At 68.7% G+C, this 18,530-nt stretch carries 14 protein-coding genes; 1 reads left to right on the top strand and 13 read right to left on the bottom strand.

From position 1 onward, the window contains the following. Positions 1-92 precede the first annotated feature (92 nt). The 4 genes from D7Y21_RS32210 to D7Y21_RS32195 form a co-directional block, all read right to left on the bottom strand. Complete coding sequence (locus D7Y21_RS32210; RefSeq protein WP_120564828.1) at positions 93-614, bottom strand: DUF2780 domain-containing protein; 522 nt, start codon at positions 612-614, stop codon at positions 93-95. 116 nt (positions 615-730) lie between these two features. After that, positions 731-1,219 carry an 8-oxo-dGTP diphosphatase gene (locus D7Y21_RS32205; protein WP_121717704.1) on the bottom strand — a complete coding sequence of 163 codons (489 nt, stop codon included), beginning with the start codon at positions 1,217-1,219 and terminating at the stop codon, positions 731-733. 52 nt (positions 1,220-1,271) lie between these two features. Next, positions 1,272-2,804: a pectate lyase gene (locus D7Y21_RS32200; RefSeq protein ID WP_121717702.1), complete on the bottom strand. Its 1,533-nt coding sequence runs from the start codon at positions 2,802-2,804 to the stop codon at positions 1,272-1,274. Positions 2,805-2,853: 49 nt separating this feature from the next. After that, a complete protein-coding gene (locus D7Y21_RS32195; protein ID WP_120564825.1) occupies positions 2,854-3,063 on the bottom strand; it encodes a hypothetical protein in 210 nt (69 codons plus the stop codon). Positions 3,064-3,291: 228 nt separating this feature from the next. Here D7Y21_RS32195 and D7Y21_RS32190 point away from each other — a divergent pair, with 228 nt between their 5' ends. Beyond that, a complete protein-coding gene (locus D7Y21_RS32190) occupies positions 3,292-3,837 on the top strand; it encodes a hypothetical protein (RefSeq protein ID WP_121717700.1) in 546 nt (181 codons plus the stop codon). A 13-nt stretch (positions 3,838-3,850) separates the two neighbouring features. Here the strand turns inward: D7Y21_RS32190 and D7Y21_RS32185 are convergent, their stop codons facing one another. The 9 genes from D7Y21_RS32185 to D7Y21_RS32145 form a co-directional block, all read right to left on the bottom strand. Further along, positions 3,851-5,179, bottom strand: a complete 1,329-nt coding sequence (locus D7Y21_RS32185) for a PQQ-dependent sugar dehydrogenase (protein ID WP_199735529.1) — start codon at positions 5,177-5,179, stop codon at positions 3,851-3,853. 31 nt (positions 5,180-5,210) lie between these two features. Beyond that, positions 5,211-6,383, bottom strand: a complete 1,173-nt coding sequence (locus D7Y21_RS32180) for a triacylglycerol lipase (protein WP_120564822.1) — start codon at positions 6,381-6,383, stop codon at positions 5,211-5,213. A gap of 88 nt (positions 6,384-6,471) precedes the next feature. After that, positions 6,472-7,146: a DUF4476 domain-containing protein gene (locus tag D7Y21_RS32175; protein ID WP_120564821.1), complete on the bottom strand. Its 675-nt coding sequence runs from the start codon at positions 7,144-7,146 to the stop codon at positions 6,472-6,474. Positions 7,147-7,363: 217 nt separating this feature from the next. Next, entirely contained in the window at positions 7,364-8,062 is a 699-nt protein-coding gene (locus tag D7Y21_RS32170) for a carbonic anhydrase (protein WP_121717696.1), read from the bottom strand. Beyond that, positions 8,059-9,630, bottom strand: coding sequence for a SulP family inorganic anion transporter (locus D7Y21_RS32165; protein WP_120564819.1), 1,572 nt, complete (start codon positions 9,628-9,630; stop codon positions 8,059-8,061). Before D7Y21_RS32165 ends, D7Y21_RS32170 begins: the two co-directional genes overlap by 4 nt. A gap of 182 nt (positions 9,631-9,812) precedes the next feature. Next, the gene (locus tag D7Y21_RS32160; protein WP_120564818.1) at positions 9,813-11,165 is read right to left on the bottom strand and encodes a sigma-54 dependent transcriptional regulator; all 1,353 of its coding nucleotides are present in this window, start codon (positions 11,163-11,165) and stop codon (positions 9,813-9,815) included. Beyond that, positions 11,162-12,700, bottom strand: coding sequence for an ATP-binding protein (locus D7Y21_RS32155; RefSeq protein ID WP_370039562.1), 1,539 nt, complete (start codon positions 12,698-12,700; stop codon positions 11,162-11,164). Before D7Y21_RS32155 ends, D7Y21_RS32160 begins: the two co-directional genes overlap by 4 nt. A 258-nt stretch (positions 12,701-12,958) precedes the next feature. Beyond that, positions 12,959-15,817, bottom strand: a complete 2,859-nt coding sequence (locus D7Y21_RS32150; protein WP_121717691.1) for an FG-GAP-like repeat-containing protein — start codon at positions 15,815-15,817, stop codon at positions 12,959-12,961. Positions 15,818-16,134: 317 nt separating this feature from the next. Continuing rightward, positions 16,135-18,530: DNRLRE domain-containing protein (locus tag D7Y21_RS32145; RefSeq protein ID WP_233612358.1), on the bottom strand; the 2,396-nt coding region annotated here is incomplete at its 5' end.

Here is an 18,530-nt window from a genome sequence, read left to right as displayed (position 1 = left end):
AAGCCACCGCGAGCGGAATTGTTTTGCATTTCCGCCCGGCGTTTTCCGCAAACCCCCTGGAATGACAGGGCCTTGCAGGGGCCCTGGCGCTCCTATTTCCCCAGGATGCCGCCGAGCATTCCGCCCAGCCCACCGCCGCCCTGGGGGCCGCCGCCACCGGAGCCGCCCGCGAGCATGGGCATCACGGCGAGGATCTTCCCCACCAGGCCCGGGTCCAGGCGGGACTTGAGGAAGTTGAGGAGCAGGGGGGCGACCAGGGTGGCCTTGCTCGTGTCCAGGTTGAAGCGCTGGAGGATGGCCACCACGCCGGCGATCTCTCCCGCGTGAGCCGCCGCGCCGCCCAGGGCGCCCATGAGGCCGCCACCGCCACCACCGCCACCACCGAGCATTCCGCCCAGGGCGCCCATGAGGCCGCCGCCGTCGCCCGCCGGGGATTGCGCCTGCTGCTGCCAGCCCTGCATCTCCGGGATGGCCTGGTCCATCTGCCGGGCCGCGTCCGGGCCGACCTTCTCCTGCACCGTGCCCTGCACCAGCTTCAGGAGCGAACCCGCGAGCCCCTGTGCCTGCGTGCCATCCACTCCAAGCTGCTGCGAGAGCTGTCCAATGAGGTCCATGCGCCGCGCTCCTTCACGTGAGTCCCAAGTGGGGGGCGGCGGTTGTAGCGGGCCGGGCCGGGGCGCTGGCCGGAAAACCGGCGCGAGCGTTGGTCGGCGGACGCCCGGAGGGGGCCCTACAGTCGGGTGAAGGACCAGCTCAGCGCGCGGCCGCCCTCGTAGGGCATGACGCCGTGGAAGGGGCGCGGGTCCTCGTCGAACACGAGCGGCAGGAAGTGCCGGTCTCCGTCCCACAGCGACAGGGACAGGATGGAGGACACGGGGACCCAGGACAGGGAGCCCTCGGGGTTCTTCTCCAGGGGTGTGCCCTCGAAGGCGTCGATGCGGAAGATGAAGCCCAGCCAGTCCTCGCCGTGCTTGCCGAAGCCGGGCCAGGACAGGGTGCCGCGCAGGACCATGCGGGTGCACTCGATGCCGGCCTCCTCGCGAATCTCGCGGCGCATGCACGCGGCGATGTCCTCGTCGCGCTCCATCTTGCCGCCCAGGCCGTTGTACTTGCCGTAGTGGGCGTCCTCCGGACGCGCGTTCCGGTGGATGAGCAGCACCTGCTGGCCGTCCGGCGACATCACGTAGCCCAGCGTGGCGACGATGGGGGTGTAGGGCATGGGCCCGGTTCGTCGCCTGATTCGGGCAGGGCGTCAAGCGGCGCGCGCCGTCTCAATAATTCCAGGCGGTGCAGTCGGTCGTCGTGCGCGTGACGAACTCCGCCAGCGTGCGCAGGTTCCGCACGAACGTGCTCGTGTCGAGGTAGTCACCCGGCGTGGCGCCACTGCGCGGGCCGCCCGGGCTGTACGGGGTGATCCACCGCTCGTTGTTCACGGCCGCGTCGACCGCCTGGGCCGTGTCGGCGCGCAGCTGCTGGCACGAGCGCTTCATCACGGTCGTGTCGGTCGCCAGCCGGTCGTACTCCGCGCGGATGGCTGCGAGCTGCGACGGAACCTCCCAGCCGTAGTTCTGGTACGTCGGCGGCGCGGTCGAGAACCGCACCGGGTAGCCGCCAGCCTTCACCGTGTAGAAGCCGATGTTCGACGGTGAGGTGTCATCGAGCTCGATGTAGCGGGAGAGAAGGGTGTCATTGACGTAATCCACGCTCTCCAGGTACGCGAGCGCGGTGCCGACCGCGGCGCGGTTCGCCGGGACGCCCGGGTCGAGCTGGTAGAGGCGCAAGAGCGCCCACATGACGTCCTGGCTCTCCTGGCCGGCAATCGCTGGCGCCTCCCAGCTGCGCGCCCAGCGCGGCTGCATCTGGAGGTCATATTGCTGCGCCCAGGCAGGCTGGGGCTGCGGCATCTGCGCACGGCGGAGGAAGTCACCAAAAGCGGTGCGCATGGACTGATACGTCGCGGCCTGCGAGGGATAGAGCTCCTTCGCCCAATACAGCATCTCCACGAAGGACGTCGCCAGGTTGTCGTTCAGCGTCGGGTCATCCCAGTACTCGTTCGTGTAGGAGTTCGCGTAGCAGTTCGCGAGGCCGCACGAGGTGCCAATGGACGGCGGGTAGCTCGCGGAGAGCGCGGGCCGCGCGGCGACGGGGCCGGCGAACCCCTGGGGAAAGCCGCCGTTCGTGGGGAACTGCGAGGTCTCCACCCGCGCGCGGGCGTACGCGGAGGAGCCGGAGATGGCCGTGTTCGCGAACCCGAGGAGCTGGTCGGTGCGCATCATCGCGATGAGCGCGTTCTGCGTGACCTGGTCGTCGTAGACCGTCATCGTACAGCCGCCACAGCCGCAGCTCGCCGTGGTGTTGAGGTAGCAGGCCCTGAGGAGCGGCGTCGGCTTGAAGTCCGCGTAGAGGCGCCAGCCCCCGGACTTCACCTGCCCGTGGCGCAGCGCCATCGCCGCGTCCAGTGCATAGGTCTTGAGCGCCGGAGTCGCCGGGTCCGCGAGGGCGGCTTCGACGAACGCGATGGTCACGTCCGACGTCCCGGGCGACTGGATCATGATCTGATCCTCGTCGAGCTGGATGTCGCCCCAGCGCTCGCTCAGGTTGGTGGCGTTGTGGTGCCACGCATAGCCGCCGTGGCGCGCGACGTTGTCATGGAAGTACTTCGCCGCGTTCCGCATGCGGCCCAGCGCCTTCTGCCGGAGCGGCGTCGTGGCCGCCTGTTCGGACTCACCGAACTCGACTCCCGGTGAAACACAAGCCAACGCGGAGAGGACAGGGAGGAGTGCGAGCGCGAGGTGCTTTTTCATGGGTGTGACTCGTAGCACACCCGGCTCGCACTCCTGGAGAGGGCCGAACCTAGAAGCAGGTACAGGCCGCCTTGTAACACTTGCCCAGGCGGAAGCCCTTCGCCACACAGCTGGCGTTGCACTCCTCGGCGTAGCACTCCACCTGCGACGCTTCCGCGGTCGCGGGCGTGGACAGCGCCAGCGTGGCGCCAAAGGAAACGAACGCACCCGCGCCCATCGCGAACAGCACCCGGCCCGCCTTCTTCAACGACGTCAACATGTGTGTCTCCCGGTGAGGATGTTTCGGCTCGAAGCATACATCAACCGGAAATCCACTTCAGTGCCGTAATCCCCGTGAGACATCGCTCCTGTTGAGAATGCGCAAGGAGGAGGGTGACAATGGGGACGTGCGGCTCCTGCTCCCCCTTCCATTCCTGCTCCAGGCCGGTTGTGCCACCGTCGACCTGCTGCGCGGACCGCATCGCTACACGCAGGAGGGACGGACGCGGTGGCGCGCTTCAGCTGTCCTGAGGCACAGCTCCGCGTCGTCCCCGAGCGAACCTCGGATTCAGTCTGCGACGGCACGCCTCCCAAGTTCTATGAGGTCGTGCGGGCCGAGGGCTGTGGACAGTGGCTCCACTACGGGGATGCCGAGGGCGGTTTGCTGCCCGTGGAGCGCGAAGTGGGAGATGCCTCCCTGAGCTCTCCCTGGCTCAACGACGGCGTCTACCTGCCCGCGTTTCCTTCGCATGCGCATACACCGGAAGAAGAGCTGCGCGTCCGTGAGCACGTGGTCACCCAACTCGATTGTCCCGTGGAAGCGCTCACCGTCAGCCGCCGCCTGATTGCCAGGGACCGCGTGGGGACGGACGGCCGGGGGTTCTCTCCCGGTCCAATCGAAGAGATCCTGGTCACGGGGTGTGGGAAGTACGGTCGCTACGCCGTGCACCGGGGGACGATTGTCTCATTGGAAGTCGACCGCCTTCCGTCAAAGCGCCTTGACCCATTGTCTGTGTGGGTGGACACGTTGCTGACTTCGCCCGTCGTCCCCTAGCTGAGCTGCACGCTCAGGGGGCGTGGCCCTTCGGGGTGGTCCCCGGGGTGAGCTTCCACAGGCGGCCGTTCGAATCGTCCGTGAGCAGGTAGAGCGCGCCCTCGGGTCCCTGGACCACCTCGCGGATCCGCGCGTTGCGCTCCGTGAGCAGGCGCTCCTCGCCGACCACGCGGTCGTCCTTCAGGACCAGCCGCACCAGCGCCTGGCTGGACAGGCCACCGATGAAGAAGTTCCCCTTCCACTCCGGGAAGAGCGCCCCCGAATAGATGGTGAGCCCCGAGGGCGAGATGACCGGATCCCAATAATAGACAGGCTGCTCCATGCCCGCGGCCTGCGTCGTCTTGTGGATGGGCTCGCCCGAGTACTCCTCGCCATAGCCAATCGTGGGCCAGCCGTAGTCCTTGCCGGCCTCCGGGCGGTTGAGCTCATCACCTCCGCGCGGCCCCATCTCGACAATCCAGAGCCGCTGCTGGGCGTCCAGGGCCGCGGAGAGGATGTTGCGGTGCCCGGAGGACCAGATCTCCGGCCGGGCGTCCTTCCTGCCCACGAAGGGATTGTCCTGGGGGATGGAGCCATCCGGGTTGATGCGGACGACCTTTCCGAAGTCGCTCTTGAGGTCCTGCGCCTGGACGCGGCCGGGAAGGATGGAGCGCTCGCCGAGCGTGACGAAGAGCTTCCCGTCCGGCGTGAAGACGAGCCGTCCGCCCGCGTGCAGCGTGGACTCGAGCGTGGGCTGCATGCGGAAGATGACCTGGAGCCCCTCGATGCGCGGCTTCGGGCCGTCCACCAGCTTCGCGCGCGCCACCGCGAGCCCGTTGCCGCCCTGCCTCGGCTCGTAATAGGTCCAGTAGATGAGCCCGCTCTTCGCGTAGTCGGGCCCCACCTCCACGTCGAGCAGCCCGCCCTGTCCCCGGCCGTCCACCTTGGGGAGGCCCGCCACCGGGGGGGACTTCTTGCCCGCGGCGGTGACGATGTAGAGCGAACCCGTGGGCTTCTCCGTGACGAGGAAGCGGCCGTCTGGCAGGAACGCGATGGCCCACGGCTTGTTGAAGCCCGAGGCGATCTCCGTCACCACGATGGGCGTGCGCGTCTTCACCGCCGGGGCGCGCGTCTGCTGCGGGAACGCGGGCTTGAACTCCGGGACGTTCGGGGGCGCGGTCTCCACGGGGGCTCCCGAAGGGATGTCTCCCTGTCGCGGCACGGACTGCTGGCTTTCACCCCCGCGCCCCGGGGCGAGGTTGCCTTCCTGTCGCGTGGGCGGCTGGGGCGTCTGGGCCCGGGCTTCGGGGACGGCGCCCAGCAGGAGGGAGGCGAGGAACGGGGTCACGAGTCCATGGCGCATGGGGTGACTCTCCGTCGGGACGGGCGGGACGTCACCCGTCGACGGACATGCGTTGAGCCTCTTCGTTACCTGGGTGAACAGTCGCGGCGCCGCCCACCGTGAAGTCGATCACCCGGTCCCACATCGCCTGGAATTGCGGCTCCTGGAAGTGGGAGCCCGACTTCAGCCAGCTGATGTGCTCCGGGGGCTGGTCGAAGTGGCCCATGACGTCCATGTGGTCCGCCGTCGCGACGTGGAGGACCTGTCCCCAGACCTGGGAGCGGCTCGGGACGACGCCATCGCTCCGGGACTCGAACCTCCTGCCGAGGACATCCTGGAGGGCCTGGGTCTGGTCCACCGTGAGCTCGGGAAGCTGGAGCTCCCGGGGCAGGGGCGCGCTCTTCGCATACAGGAAGGCGAAAAGTCCGTGCAGCAGCGCGTCCGGGGTGAGCAGCAGGTGGAGGGCCAGCCTGGGCGGCGGCGCGCCCGTGACGACGCAGCCGTAGCGCACGTCCTCCCGGTCCGCCGTGTCCGCGTTGAAGGCCCGCATGCTGACCGGCATGAGGTCCTGGATGAGCGCCTGGTTCTCGCCCACCTGGCTGAAGAACCGGATGAGGTCTTCGCGTTCGCTCTCGGAGAGGTCCGCCGTCAGCCGGACGATTTGATTGAAGAGGTTGGGCGGGAGCTTCGCCTCTTCGCTCCTCAGGACGAGCCAGTAGCACGCCTGCAGCGCGGCGGTCCGCAAGGGCATGGCCTTGCGGTGCAGGGTGAGGAAGGTGAAGAGCCACAGGTAGCGCAGCAGCGTCTTCCCCACGCCGCCCTGGTGGGAGAAGCTGGCCAGCGGGGTGCCGTGATGCGGTGTAGCGATGGTCACGACCGAGCGCACGCGCTTCACGAAGTCCGGAGCCCCCCGCGCCATTCGCGGTGAGACGACACTGCGCGCATCCAGCCCGCCCGTGGAGTGCCCGACCAGGTGAAGCTGCGCGTCGTCCTCGTTCGCGGTCCGTGCCATTTCCCGGAACACGTCCTGGGCACGCACCGCCAGCCCGGCGGTGGGGGCGGAGGCGATGGCGTGCACCCGCGCATCGATGCCTCGCTCCTTGAATCGCTGCTCGAGCAAACGGGGGACGTTCTGGAAGTAGGCGATGCGCTCCGTTTCCTTGTCACCCATCTGCGTAAAGCCAAAGAAGCCGGGGACCAGATAGACGCGGTGCCGGTGGGTCATGGGGCAATCCTAACGCGAGGACCGCCCCAGACGCCGGGGAGGGGTCAATGTGAAGTCCCGAACCCCTGTCCCGGAATGTCTGTCCGGACTACTGGGTGATGATGTCCGTGTACTCGCTGCCGCTGATGGAGTTGCGCCACTTGGAGGAGAAGCCCAGCGCGTGCTGCGGATTCACCACGTGCGGCGCGGCCACGCGCGCCACGTCCAGGCGGACAATCTCATTCTTGAACAGGTCCAGCACCATGCCGAACTGCGCCGCGGTCAGGTAGACGCGCTTGAGCATCTTGTCCGCCTTCTCCTGGCGGACGATCTCGTTGTTCTCGCTCTTGAGCGACTGGTAGAAGCCGCTCCAGGTGGAAGCGTCCATCGGGAACTGCCCATCCCGCCGCATCATGCAGCCCTCGTCCGAACGCGTGCCACAGTCGCGGTGAGAAGGCTCGGCGGCCATCGGCATCTCCGGCCGGGAGTCCATCCGGGGCTCCCGCCGGGTCTCCGTCGTTCGGGTCTCGCGGTGCTCGCTGTGGCTCTCCGACTCCGTCATTCCACCCGTCATCCGCACGTCCATCCGGGCGCCGCCGCCGCGCACCTTCACGGTGGTCGTCTCCTCACCATCCACGTTCGTCGTGGTCTTCATCTTGATGCGCGCGGAGGGCATGTCCTGATCTTCGATGTCCACCTGCATGTTGAACTCCGCGTCCTGCGCGAAGCTGGCGGACGAAACGAACAGGGACGAAACGAGCGCGGCACGGACGATGCGATTCATTGTGAAGACCTGGTGGGAAACGGGTTCGGTGCGGTCGGTACGCTCAAGCGTTCCCGCCGCCGTGCCATCTCCACGCACCGTCCGCGCATTTATTCACCTGAAACGCACGGCGCGGCTGAGCAGGCCTGGACTCATTGTTTGAGAAAAGCAGAGCCCCGGCGATCCACGCTGAACGCGGGATCGCCGAGGCTCGGTGCTGCGTTGGCTCAGTGCTGCCTTACTGGACGGCGCGGAGCGCGGGCGGCTCTTCCGCCAGCGACGTCAGGAGCCGGTCGCCCTCGGTCTCATCGATGGGCACGAAGCGGCCGAGGTCGTCGCGGTAGGCGTGGACCTGCGCCGCCCCGATGTCGAACCACCAGCCGTGCAGCCGCAGCGTCCCCGCCGCGAGCCTGTCGCGCACGATGGGGTAGGTCTTCAGGTGCTCCAACTGCTCGAGGACGTTCAGCTGGGAGAGGCGATCCGCGTCCGGCAGCCCCTCGCCCACCTGGGTGTTCCTCTCACGCAGCGCCTGGAGCGAGGGCGTTCCGTGCGCGAGCCACTTCTCGAGGTTCGGTGCGCCGTCCACGGTGCCACCGGCCAGGATGGCCTTCATCGCGCCGCAGCTCGAGTGTCCGCAGACCACGACGTCCTCGATGGGCAGGAAGCCCAGGGAGAACTCGATGGCCGCCGCCTCCCCGCGGTCCGCCGAGGGCTGTCCGCCCGGCTTGGCCGGCGGAACGAGGTTGCCCACGTTGCGCACGGTGAAGAGGTCGCCGGGGTCCGTGGAGACGAGAAGGTTCGGCACCACGCGGCTGTCCGAGCAGCTGATGAAGAGGCAGTCAGGGGACTGACCCTTCGCGAGCCGCGCGAAGGTCGCCCGGTACGAGGGCAGGGTGTGGCGCTGGAAATCGAGCAGGCCTCGGATGAGCTTCTTCACTGCACACCTCCGGGAGAAAGAGTCGAAACGTGATGAACGGGGGAGGAAGAGGATGAGGCGGCAGGCCCCGTGGCGGGCGCCACACGCGCGCTGCGCCGGGTCCAGACGTCCTCGAGCGGCTCCATTCTCACGGTGCCACCCGTCTTGCGATGCGTGTCAGCCCAGCTCTCGAGTGCTTCGAAGCCGGAGTGGTCGAGCGTGTTCACCGCCACGTCCACCTCAACCTTGGAGCCCGACGGAATCTTCGCGAGCGCCGTCGAAAGCTTCGGCACCCCGACGAACGTCAGCGCGCCGCTGATGCAGACCTGGTGGACGCCCTTGTCGGCGTGGATCTCCACGCGCACCTGGCCCAACTGCCACAGGAGCCGGAGGATGGCCGCGCCGAGTCCCAGACCGATGCCCGCGAGCAGGTTGATGCCCACCACACCGGCCACGGTGATGAGATAGACAGGCAGCTCACCCCGGTGCCGCAGCTCCCGGATGTGGGCGAGGTTCACGAGCTTCAGGCCCACGTGCACGAGCAGGCCCGCGAGCACCGTCAGGGGCACGTAGGCCGCGAGGCTCCCCAGCAGGGTGATGAAGGCCAGCATCCACACCGCGTGCAGGATCGCCGACCAGCGCGTCTTCGCGCCGGCGTTGATGTTCGCCGCGCTGCGCACGATGACGCCGGTGATGGGCAGACCGCCGAGCAGACCGGAGAAGGTGTTCGCCACACCCTGCGCGAGCAGCTCGCGATCCAGGTTCGCCCGCGGGCCCGTGTGGAGCTTGTCGGTCGCCACCGCGCTCAAGAGCGACTCGGCGCTCGCCACGAGCGCGAGTGAGAACACGGCCACGGCGAAGGCGCCCCACATGGAGCCTTCCGGAAGGGACGGCAGCTTGATGGCGGACAGCGCATCCGCCGCCAGCTGCACCCGGGCCACGTCCGCGTTCATCACCGCCGCGATCACGGTCCCACCCACGACCGCCACCAGCGGCCCAGGGACCTTCTTCAGCCGGCCGTTCGGCAGGAACCCCCACGCGATGAGGATTCCCAGCGTCAGCAGGCCCAGCAGCGTGGCCGCGCCATGGAGGTTGAGGATCTGCCCGGGCAGCTCCCGGATGTTGCTCCAGGCATTGCTCTGCGGAGAGCCACCCAGAACGATGTGGACCTGCCCCAGCACGATGAGAATGCCGATACCCGCGAGCATGCCGTGGATCACTGCCGGCGAGATGGCCAGCGCCGAACGCGCGACCTTCAGCCCGCCGAGCGCCACCTGCACGAGTCCCGCGGCGGCCACCGCCGCGCACGTCACGGCGAAGCCCAGCTGCTGGATGAAACCAAAGACCATCACCGCGAGGCCCGCCGCGGGGCCGCTCACCAGAAGCGGCACGCCACCCAGGAAGCCCACCACCAGGCCTCCCACGACGCCGGCAATGAGGCCCGCCATGATGGGCGCTCCAGAGGCGAGCGCGATGCCCATACAGAGGGGCAGGGCCACCAGGAACACCACCAGCGAAGCTGGCAAATCCGAAGCGAGAATCGCCTTCACCGAAGGCCTCGCCTCTGCTGCCTTTACATCCGAAGTCATTGCTTGAGCTCCCCTGTCAGCTGTCACGCCACACCAGGGCTTGGCGTGACATGGGGGGAGCTACGCAATCGTTGTGCCAGTCAGTTCCGGGCGCTTCCCGTCGAGGGCGGGCCGCCTCCGGACGGGGCGATGAAAGAATCTTGAAGCCCGCGGCCCGGGTGATGAACGAATTTTAAAGTCCTTCACTCCGAGGGCGGGTTCTCCTCCAGGCGGCGGAGGAAGGTCGGATAGGACAGGCCCAGTGCGCGGGCCGCCTCCATGCGCCTGCCCCCAAGCTGCTCGAGCACGTGCCGGACGTAGAGTCGCTCCACTTCATCGAGCGGCCGGGGTGGGCCTGACACGGAGAAGGCGTTGGGGTCGACCGGGGCCGGCGCGCCGCCTCCCTTGGCGAGCGACTGCAGCTCGAGCGCGGGCCCGCCCTCGAGCACGAGCGCCCGTTCGAGCACGTTGCGCAGCTCCCGGACATTGCCGGGGAAGGGATAGCTGACCAGGCGCTCCTCCGCGGCGGGGGAGAAGGGGACCGGGCGCCGGCCGAGCTCCGAGCAGAGCTCCAGCACGAGCGTCCGTGCGAGCGGCAGCACGTCCTCGCGACGCTCACGCAAAGGGGGCACGTCCACCCGGAACACGCCGAGCCGGAAGAGGAGGTCCTCGCGAAAGCGCCCGGCGGTGACCTCCGCTTCGAGGTCCTTGTTGGTGGCGGCGACAATCCGGGCGGTGCTCGTGAGCTCCGTCATGCCACCGAGTCGCCGGAAGGCCCCCTTGTCGAGAAAGGTGAGCAGCTTGGCCTGGAGCGCGAGCGGCAGCTCACCCACCTCGTCGAGAAAGAGCAGCCCATCGCTCGCGAGCTCCACGAGCCCGCGCCTGGCCGTCTTCGCATCCGTGAAGGCGCCGCGCTCGTGTCCGAAGAGCTCGCTCTCCATCATCGTGTCCGGAAGCGCGGCGCAGTTGATCTGCACGAAGGCCCCCTGCTTCTGGCGCAGGGCGTGGAGATGGCGGGCGAGCACCGCCTTCCCCGTTCCGGTCTCCCCGAGCAGCAGGACGGGACTTCGCGGAGTGGTGGCGATCCGCTCCAGCATCTGGAGGGTTCGCTGCATCGCCGGAGAGCGGGACTCCGCCATCCGATGCCGGCCTTCGAGGACGCTCTCGGCCTGGCGCAGCCGTTCCTGGAGCTGGAGGTCGCTGGCCGCGCGGCGCGCGCGCATCACCAGGTCGTCAATCTCGACCGGCTTGCTCAGGTAGTCGCGAGCACCCGCCCGGATGGCTTCGACAGCGCTCTCGATATCGCCGTGCGCGGTCACCATCAGCACGACGGTCGCCGGAAGCTGGGCACGCAGCTCGGGCAGGAAGACAAGCCCATCTCCGTCCGGCAGCCTTCGGTCCAGCACGACGAGGTCAGGCGCCTCGGCGGCGAGCGCGACGCGGGTCTCATGCAGCGAGCGCGCGACCCGGACGCGAAAGCCCTCCTGGCTCAGCATGGAGGCCGCGAGCGAGGAGAAGGTCCGGTCGTCATCAACGAGCAGCAGGGAGGTGCTCATGAGGCCATTTTCTCAAGTGGAAGACGAACCGTGAAGCGGCTGCCGCCGGGCACGCGGGTATAGGAGACGCTTCCTCCATCATGCGCGCGGATGGCCGTGCGCACCATCGGAAGCCCGAGCCCGATCCCCTTCGACCGGCCCACCGCGAAGGGCTCCCAGAGCCGGGGCTCGAAGGCCAGGGGCACTCCGCCTGCGTTGTCCTCCACGACGAGCACCACCGCCATGCCTTCGCGGAGGAGCTGGACCTCGACGCGAGGCGTGGGCTGCTGGCCTGTATCATGAGCCACGGCGCCGGCTTCGACGGCGTTGCGGATGAGATTGTCGACAGCGGAGACCAGCAGCGTCGGGTCCCCCTTCACGAAGAGCCCCTCCTGCAGTGTTGTCTCGATGGTGACATCCGCTGCTTCCGGCAGGAGCTTCACGGCTTGGAGCGCGTCCTGGACGAGCAGGTGCATCTCGCAGCTGCGCCGCTGCGTGGACTGGGGGGAGGCAAAGCTCAGCAATGAGCGGGCGAGGTGGCCGAGCCGGTCCGCCTGGGAACGCAGCGCCTGGACGGGCAAGGTCGTCTCCCCTCCCTTCGCGCGAATCATGCTGAGCGCGGCCTGCATGCTGTTGAGCGCGTTCTTCACCTCGTGGGCGATGAGCGAGGAGGCCGTGCCGAGCGCCGCCATCGTCTCCTGGCGCCGCAATTGTTCTTCGGCTGCCATCAGCGAACGGTAGGAGCGACGCAGGAGCACCGTGAAGAGGAGGAGCACGCCGCCGAGCAGCGCGGTGTGGAAGCCGAGCTGGCCGAGGTAGCGGCGCTTGAGCAGCTCGCGGTCCCTCGCCTCGTCCTCGAGCACGGCGAGCAGCATCTCTGTTCCGGGAACGAGCGCCGCCGCGCCGAGCAGCCGCGTGCCTCCGAGCGTGATGGCTCCGGGAGCATCCACCAGCGGGCGGAGGCGTGTGGCGAGCTCCGGCTGGCGCAGCAGGGGCGGGGGCGTTGCCGGCAGGAGGAGCCGGCCGCGCTCGCCGAGCAGGGCGACCATGGACTCGTTCGCCCCGCGATGGGGCGGTAGCAGCTCGCTCGCCGTCGCGAGCTCGCCCACGAGGAGGCCCACGACACGCTCGTCGCGCACGATGGGGACCGCGACCGCGACGAGCCCTCCACCTTCCTCGTCCAGCAGTCCGACCGAAGCGGCCCGCTTTTCCATCATCCGCCGGAACCACGGGCGCGAGGTGAGCGGTGTGCGCCCGAGCGGCATGTTCACCGGGTCGCTCCAGATGCGCTGGCCGCTCGATGACAGCAGCGCGACTCCGGCCGAGAAGAGGGACGTGTGTCCGAAGGCATTCTCGAGGAGCGCCACCTCGGGCCCTCCCGCTCCATCCTCGGGCCTGAGCGACGGGTGCTCCGCGAGCCGTTGCAGCTCCGCGCGCAGCAGTCCGAGGTGCGCGCCCAGTGCCTGGGCCTGGAGGCCCGCGCGGTCCGACAGGTGGACGAGGAGCTCGCCCTCCGCCGCCTTCACGTCCGCCTGGTAGGTCACGAAGGGACTCACGAAGGCGGCGCACCAGAGGAGCATCAAACCGACCACCGCGGACCGGCCCGCTTTTCTCTGCGTGCGAAGAAGCTCGCCCGGTGGGGGCACGAGAGAGGTCAGGGAGGGATGGGCCGGGGGCGGCGACATGCGCCCATCATCAACACATTTCGGCCCGCACGGCAGTCGCTCGTGAAGGCCGCGTGGAAAAGCTCCTCGCTGACACACGTCCGCGAGTCTCGCCCTCCCTCCAGGAGGGCGAGACCCGGTTGTCCGGGACTACTGGACGAGCACCTGGATGACCTGCTCCGAGGTGTTGCCGGCGGCGTCCGTGGCCTGAAGGAGCACGGCGTTGTAGCCGGGGCTCGAGAAGGCCACCGTGTGCGCGGCGATGTTCGTCCCGGCGCCGACGTCCGTCGTGTGGATCCAGTTGGCGGTCACCCGCACCGGGGTCAGGTCCGTGACCTCCGTGAGGATGTCCACCACCCAGGGCTGGGGGACATCGAGCGCGGGGGAGAGGACCCGGAGGACTGGCGCGGTGCGGTCCACCGTCACCTCCATGCTCCGGGTCGCGGTGCCGCCACTGGTATCAATGACGGTGAGGGTGATGGTGTGCTCGCCCTCGGGCAGCTCCAGCCAGTTCACGACGTGGCCGCCGCTGAGGTCCGGCGTGAGGCGCACAGGGGCGCCACCGTCGATGGTGAGGAGGACCGCGCTGATGGCCGAGCCACTGGAGCCGGGCGTGGCCCAACCACACGCCTTGATCAACGCCGCCGACGTGTAGCGCGGCATGTTGCACATGGTGAGGTCAGGGGGAGCCGAGTCGTGGGTCACCACGTGGATGGCGGTGGTGCAGGAAGCGCTGAGGCCCGCTGCGTCCGTGGCGGTGTACGTCACCGCCGTGGTCCCCAGGGGATGGGTTCCAGCGGGAGGGCCGCTGATCGTCGCGCCACATGCGTCTGAACCGGTGGCCTCCCCGGGAATGACGAAGGCTCCCTCCGGGCCCGTGGCTTCCACGATGCGCTCGGCCGGACAGGTGATGACGGGGGCCGTGGTGTCGACGACGGTGACAGTGGCCGTGCAGGAGTCGCTCGACTGCCCGTCGGAAACCGTCAACGAGACGGAGTGGCTGCCCGGGCCGAACGGACCCGAGGGGGACTGGGTGAGGATGAGGGGCGAGGGCTGCTGGTCCGGATCATGGCTTCCGTCATCCACGCTCGCCTGGACGCTACAGGTGACGGCGCTGGCGCTGACGCTGACGTCCTTGCAGACAGCGACAGGCGGGACGTTGGTGGAGCAGGCCATGCTGACGGGCGCGCTGCCGCTGTTGTTGGTCTCCACGCACTCGGTTTCCCGGCCGACGCCCGTGCCATCGTTGTCCGCCACGGCCCAGATCTCCGCGGTCCCGCCAGGGGCGGAGGCGAGCAAGAGGGTTGCGACCGCGCCATGGCCCGCGGTGAGCACGGAGGAGAGGGTGGCCACGCCCAGCAGCGTGCCTCCCGCGGCGGGATTGCCCTGGTAGAAGGCCACGGGCAGCCCGGCGGAGACGGCGGCATCCCCCTGATTGTAGACATGCGCGTTGAGACTGAGGGCTCCGGTTGCCCGGTCGCACCCGGCGCTGACCTCCGTCACCGTCACATCCGCGGCGGCAAAGGGATTGGTGGAGCCGCTGCCCTGGCTGTTGGAGCGGAAGGTATTGAGCCCAGGGGTCCGCCAGTTATCGATGGGGTGCGCGGGGACGGTGCCATCGTCGTTGATGTGGGTGACGGAGTATGCGTGCTGGTTCCAGATACGGCGGGTGTTCACCCAACCATCCGCGCGGTCGCGGAACACGCGGATGCCCGTGGCACCAGGGAAATGATAGTTGTTCGAGGCGACGACGATCTCCGCGTTGTCGTCACCGTCCACGTCGACAATGAGTGGGTTCTCGTAGGTCGTCCCGGAGGCATGCGCCACGCTGAAACGCACCGCGCCTGTCGCACCGTCGTAGATGCGCAGGCGGACCTCGTCGGCGTAGACCACCTCCGCCTTCCCATCCCCTTCGAAGTCGAACGTGGACGACCCCGTCACGTTCGAGCTCCCGTCCTGGACGGGGCTGGACCACTTGACGGTGCCATTCGTTTCGAAGACGGAGTACCGCGAGGCGCCGGCCACGCCGATCTCCGGCAGGCCGTCTGCGTCGAAGTCGGCGATGTTGGGCGCGCCACCGTTGCCGCCGCCGGGTATGACCTGGGTCCAGAGCAGGGTGCAGTCGTCATCCATCAGTGAGACTCGACCGGCGGACACCACCACGACCTCTCCGTGGGGATCACTGTCGAAGTTGGCCACGCCGGCCAGTCCATGCCCGATGCTCGTGTTCCTGCACTTGAGCGTGCCGTCATGGCGGTAGATGGCCCGGCCATTGACCACCTCCCGCAAGCCGTCACCGTCAATGTCCGCCGCGAACGAGATGGGGCCGGTGGACTGGCCGCCCATGCCATCAATCCCAGACCACTTCAGCACGCCCGTGTTGCTGAAGACTTGATTGCCGTTGATGATCTCCACGGAGCCATCACCGTCCAGGTCCGAGAACGAGACGCCTCCCCAGGCGTTCATCGTTCCCTCCGTCCGGAACTTGAACGCGCCGGTGTTCTCGAAGCAGAGGATGCCGCCGCCGCTCGACGGCATGGCGCACAGCTCCACCAGGCCGTCACCGTCGATGTCCGCGCCGGCCACGCTCGCGGCTCCCCGCACGCGCAGGGACGGGTCCGTCACGGTCCACAGCTCGCTGCCGTCCGCGCCGCTGATGGCACGCAAGACGGCATCCGTCGTGTAGTTGGCGCCCGCGAAGGAGCTGAAGATGACGTCTGGGATGCCATCGCCGTTCACCTCCACGACGATGGGCGTCATCATGACCTGATTGTGCAGTGGCAGGACGGTGCTTCCACTCCAGGCCCACTCCAGTTCCGGCTCGAAGTTGGGATTGAAGGGCGGTTGGACCACGCACTCGCCATCTACCGCCGCGGCGGCCTGGGCCAGTGGGGGCTGTCCTTCCTCCCGGGTCTCGCCACAGGCAGTCATCAAGAACAGAGAGACGGCTGACAGCCGGATGTCAGCCGTCAAGATGAGTGATTTCCTTCGCTGCTTCACGGGGGCCATGCTTCCTCGTTTCACGCTGCACGGGCTGGCAGCGCCAGGAGTTGGCCGGTGTATATTGAGTTCCCTTGAACTCCAGCAACTGGGTCAAAACCGAACGTGGTGGGTCTTTGGATGGCTACGCCACGGTGCTGACATGAATCCCGCTCAGGGACACCGCTTGTATAGTGTTGGAGGCCGGCGGGGGACGGGCCGGGTGCGGATGTCTTCACCGACTTCATGTGTCATTGGCGCACAAGGCGTAGCAATTCCCGTTTGACGCGCACGGCGGACGCTGCCCCCGGGACTGGCTGCGCACGGCCCCGGGGGCAACGCCTGCGTCAAGGCCGCAGCCGGAGGAAGAGTGCGTCGTCCGTGAAGGTCGTGCCGTACCAGGAGTAGGACGAGAAGCTCACCCCATCCACCTGGGTCGTGGCCCACAGGGTCGTGCCCAACAGGAGCTCCCCCGTGGTGAGCGCGATGGGCTGCCCGGTGAGTGGGAAGTAGCGGGACCAGCGGTGGGTGCCGGCCGTCGAGTAGCCCGCGTAGATGGGGCCTCCCCGCAGCGTGCCGCCCCCGAAGCTCACCGGGCCGCTCGACTGTGCCCACAGCACCACCGTGCCGCTGCGGGTGACCGTGAGCCCCCGGGCGCTCTCGCCGTACGGCGAGCCCACGTGCTTCAGCCATACGTCGGTGCCATCCGCCTTCAGCCGCCCCAGGAACAGGTCGTCCGGCGCGCCGCTGTAATCCGTGGGCACCTGGGTGTACGTCGTGCCCGCGAAGGTGAAGGTGCCCGTGAAGGTGCCGCTGAAGTACACGTCGCCGCCGTATGGAACGACCGCCACGGTGGCGCCGTTGGCTCCAGTCCAGGCGCGCGTCCACACCCGCTCGCCCGCTGCGGTGAGCCGCGCCACGAAGGGCGTGGGCCCGCTGCCGCTCGGGGCGAGCTCCGTGCCGCCCAGTGCCGAGCCGCTGAGATAGAGGTTGCCCGCGCTGTCCGCCGCCACCTCCAGCTGGGAGGCCACATCCGCGGCCGCGAAGCTCCGCGACCACGCGTGCGAGCCGTCCGCCGCGAGCTTCAGCAGGTACAGGGCGCTGCCATCCTGCGCCTGCGAACCGTCCGAGCGCAGAGGCCCGCCGCCGAAGTCCACTTCACCGAAGAACCGGCCCGCGATGATGGGCGCACCGTCCGGATCCGTGGTGATGCTGGTGGACTCGAGCAGGCCCGACTGGCCGCTGTACGTGGAGGCGAAGGTCCGCACCCACTCCGTGACTCCGTCCGAGGTCAGCCGCGCCACGAAGAGGCGTGCCGCAGTGGTTTGCGGCAGCGGGCCCGTGCCCAGGTCCGGTGCGCCGTAGTAGCGGCCCACCACGAGGACATGGCCCGCCGGAGCCACCGCGAGTCCCGCCGGGAACATCTGGCCGGCATGGCCCACGCTCCAATCCACCCCGCCGTTCTCGAGGTAACGCGTCACCGCGAAGCCCTGGATGCCCGGCAACGGGCCCCCTCCAAAGTTGGGCGGATTGGCGCTGCCATTGGACACGTATGACCCGAGCGCCACCCAGCCCCCGTCAGGGGTCGCCGCCGTGGAGACCACCCGCTCATCGCCCCCGTGGAACATGTGCCAGCTGGCCCCCAGGGTGCCTCCCACGCGGCTGAGCCCCCGGTACGCGCACGTCGAGGCCGTGTACGAAAGGACGAGTTGCGGCCATTGCAGGATCGGGCCCTCCATGGAGGTGAAGGTCATTCCGTCCGTGCTCTGGGGCAAAAGCCCGAAGCCGTAGCGCCCGTCTCCGGAGAGGGCCGCCCCCACGTCGTACTCCACCCAGGTTCCACCGCTGACGCTGCCCTTGTCCGCCAGCGGGGTGGGGGCCACCGCCGGGCGACCCGTCCAGTCGAAGTCCTCGCCGCTCCAGTTTGTCGTGGCGTGAACGGCCGGCGCGTTCGCCGTCCCTCCTCCCGTCGCGAAGACGCGCAGCCGCGCCCCCGTCAGCGTGCGCCCGCCCGTGGCCACGTCGAAGGACAGGTACGCCTCGCTCTCCGGGTCGCCGTCCGCCGTGAGCGTCTTGCTGCCGGGGTTGCGCCGCGTGGGCTCCGCCTGGGACACCCAGGTGTCGAAGCGGGGGTAGACGACGTCCGTCTCCGGACCCGGGCAACCTTGGATGGTGAGGACCAGGCGCGGGTTGTTGCTGCCCGGCGCGTCATTCGCCTCGATGCCAGTGCCGTCGCTCGTGGTGGAGACGAGCGTGAAGGCATAGTCGTGGAAGTTCGCCTTCACCCACGAGGACACGTCGTACTCAACCCACGTGCCCGCGGAGACCGCGCCCACGTCCGCCAGCTTCTGCGTCAGGACGGCCGGCGCCTTGTTCCAGGTGAGCGTGGAGACGCTCCAGTCGGGACGCACCCCGTAGACGGCCGGGCCGTCCTTGCTGCCATCCACTACGTACACGCGCAGCTTCGCGGAGGTGATGACCCCCTCCACACTTGAAAGGTTGAAGCGCAGGTAGGGCTGGCGCCGTGGCGAGGCGTCCGCGTAGAGCGTCTGCGCCGAGGCGAAGCCGGTATCCGGCTGGGTGGCGTCCGCCATCGTGTCCGCGTACGCCGTCAGGGTGCGCGTGGTGGTGGTCGCCGCGAGCTCGGCGTGGCCCAGGTCGGACGATTCGGCGGGCGCGGCCGGGTCCGGCCCGTCCTCCCTCTCCGCTGGCTCCATCGGCCCGCACCCCACCACCCCCAGTG

This window comes from Corallococcus sp. AB045 (genome assembly GCF_003668895.1).
GTDB classification, from domain to species: domain Bacteria; phylum Myxococcota; class Myxococcia; order Myxococcales; family Myxococcaceae; genus Corallococcus; species Corallococcus coralloides.
The sequence above is the reverse complement of the archived record's forward strand: the minus strand, read 5'-3'. Positions and strand labels throughout refer to the sequence as shown.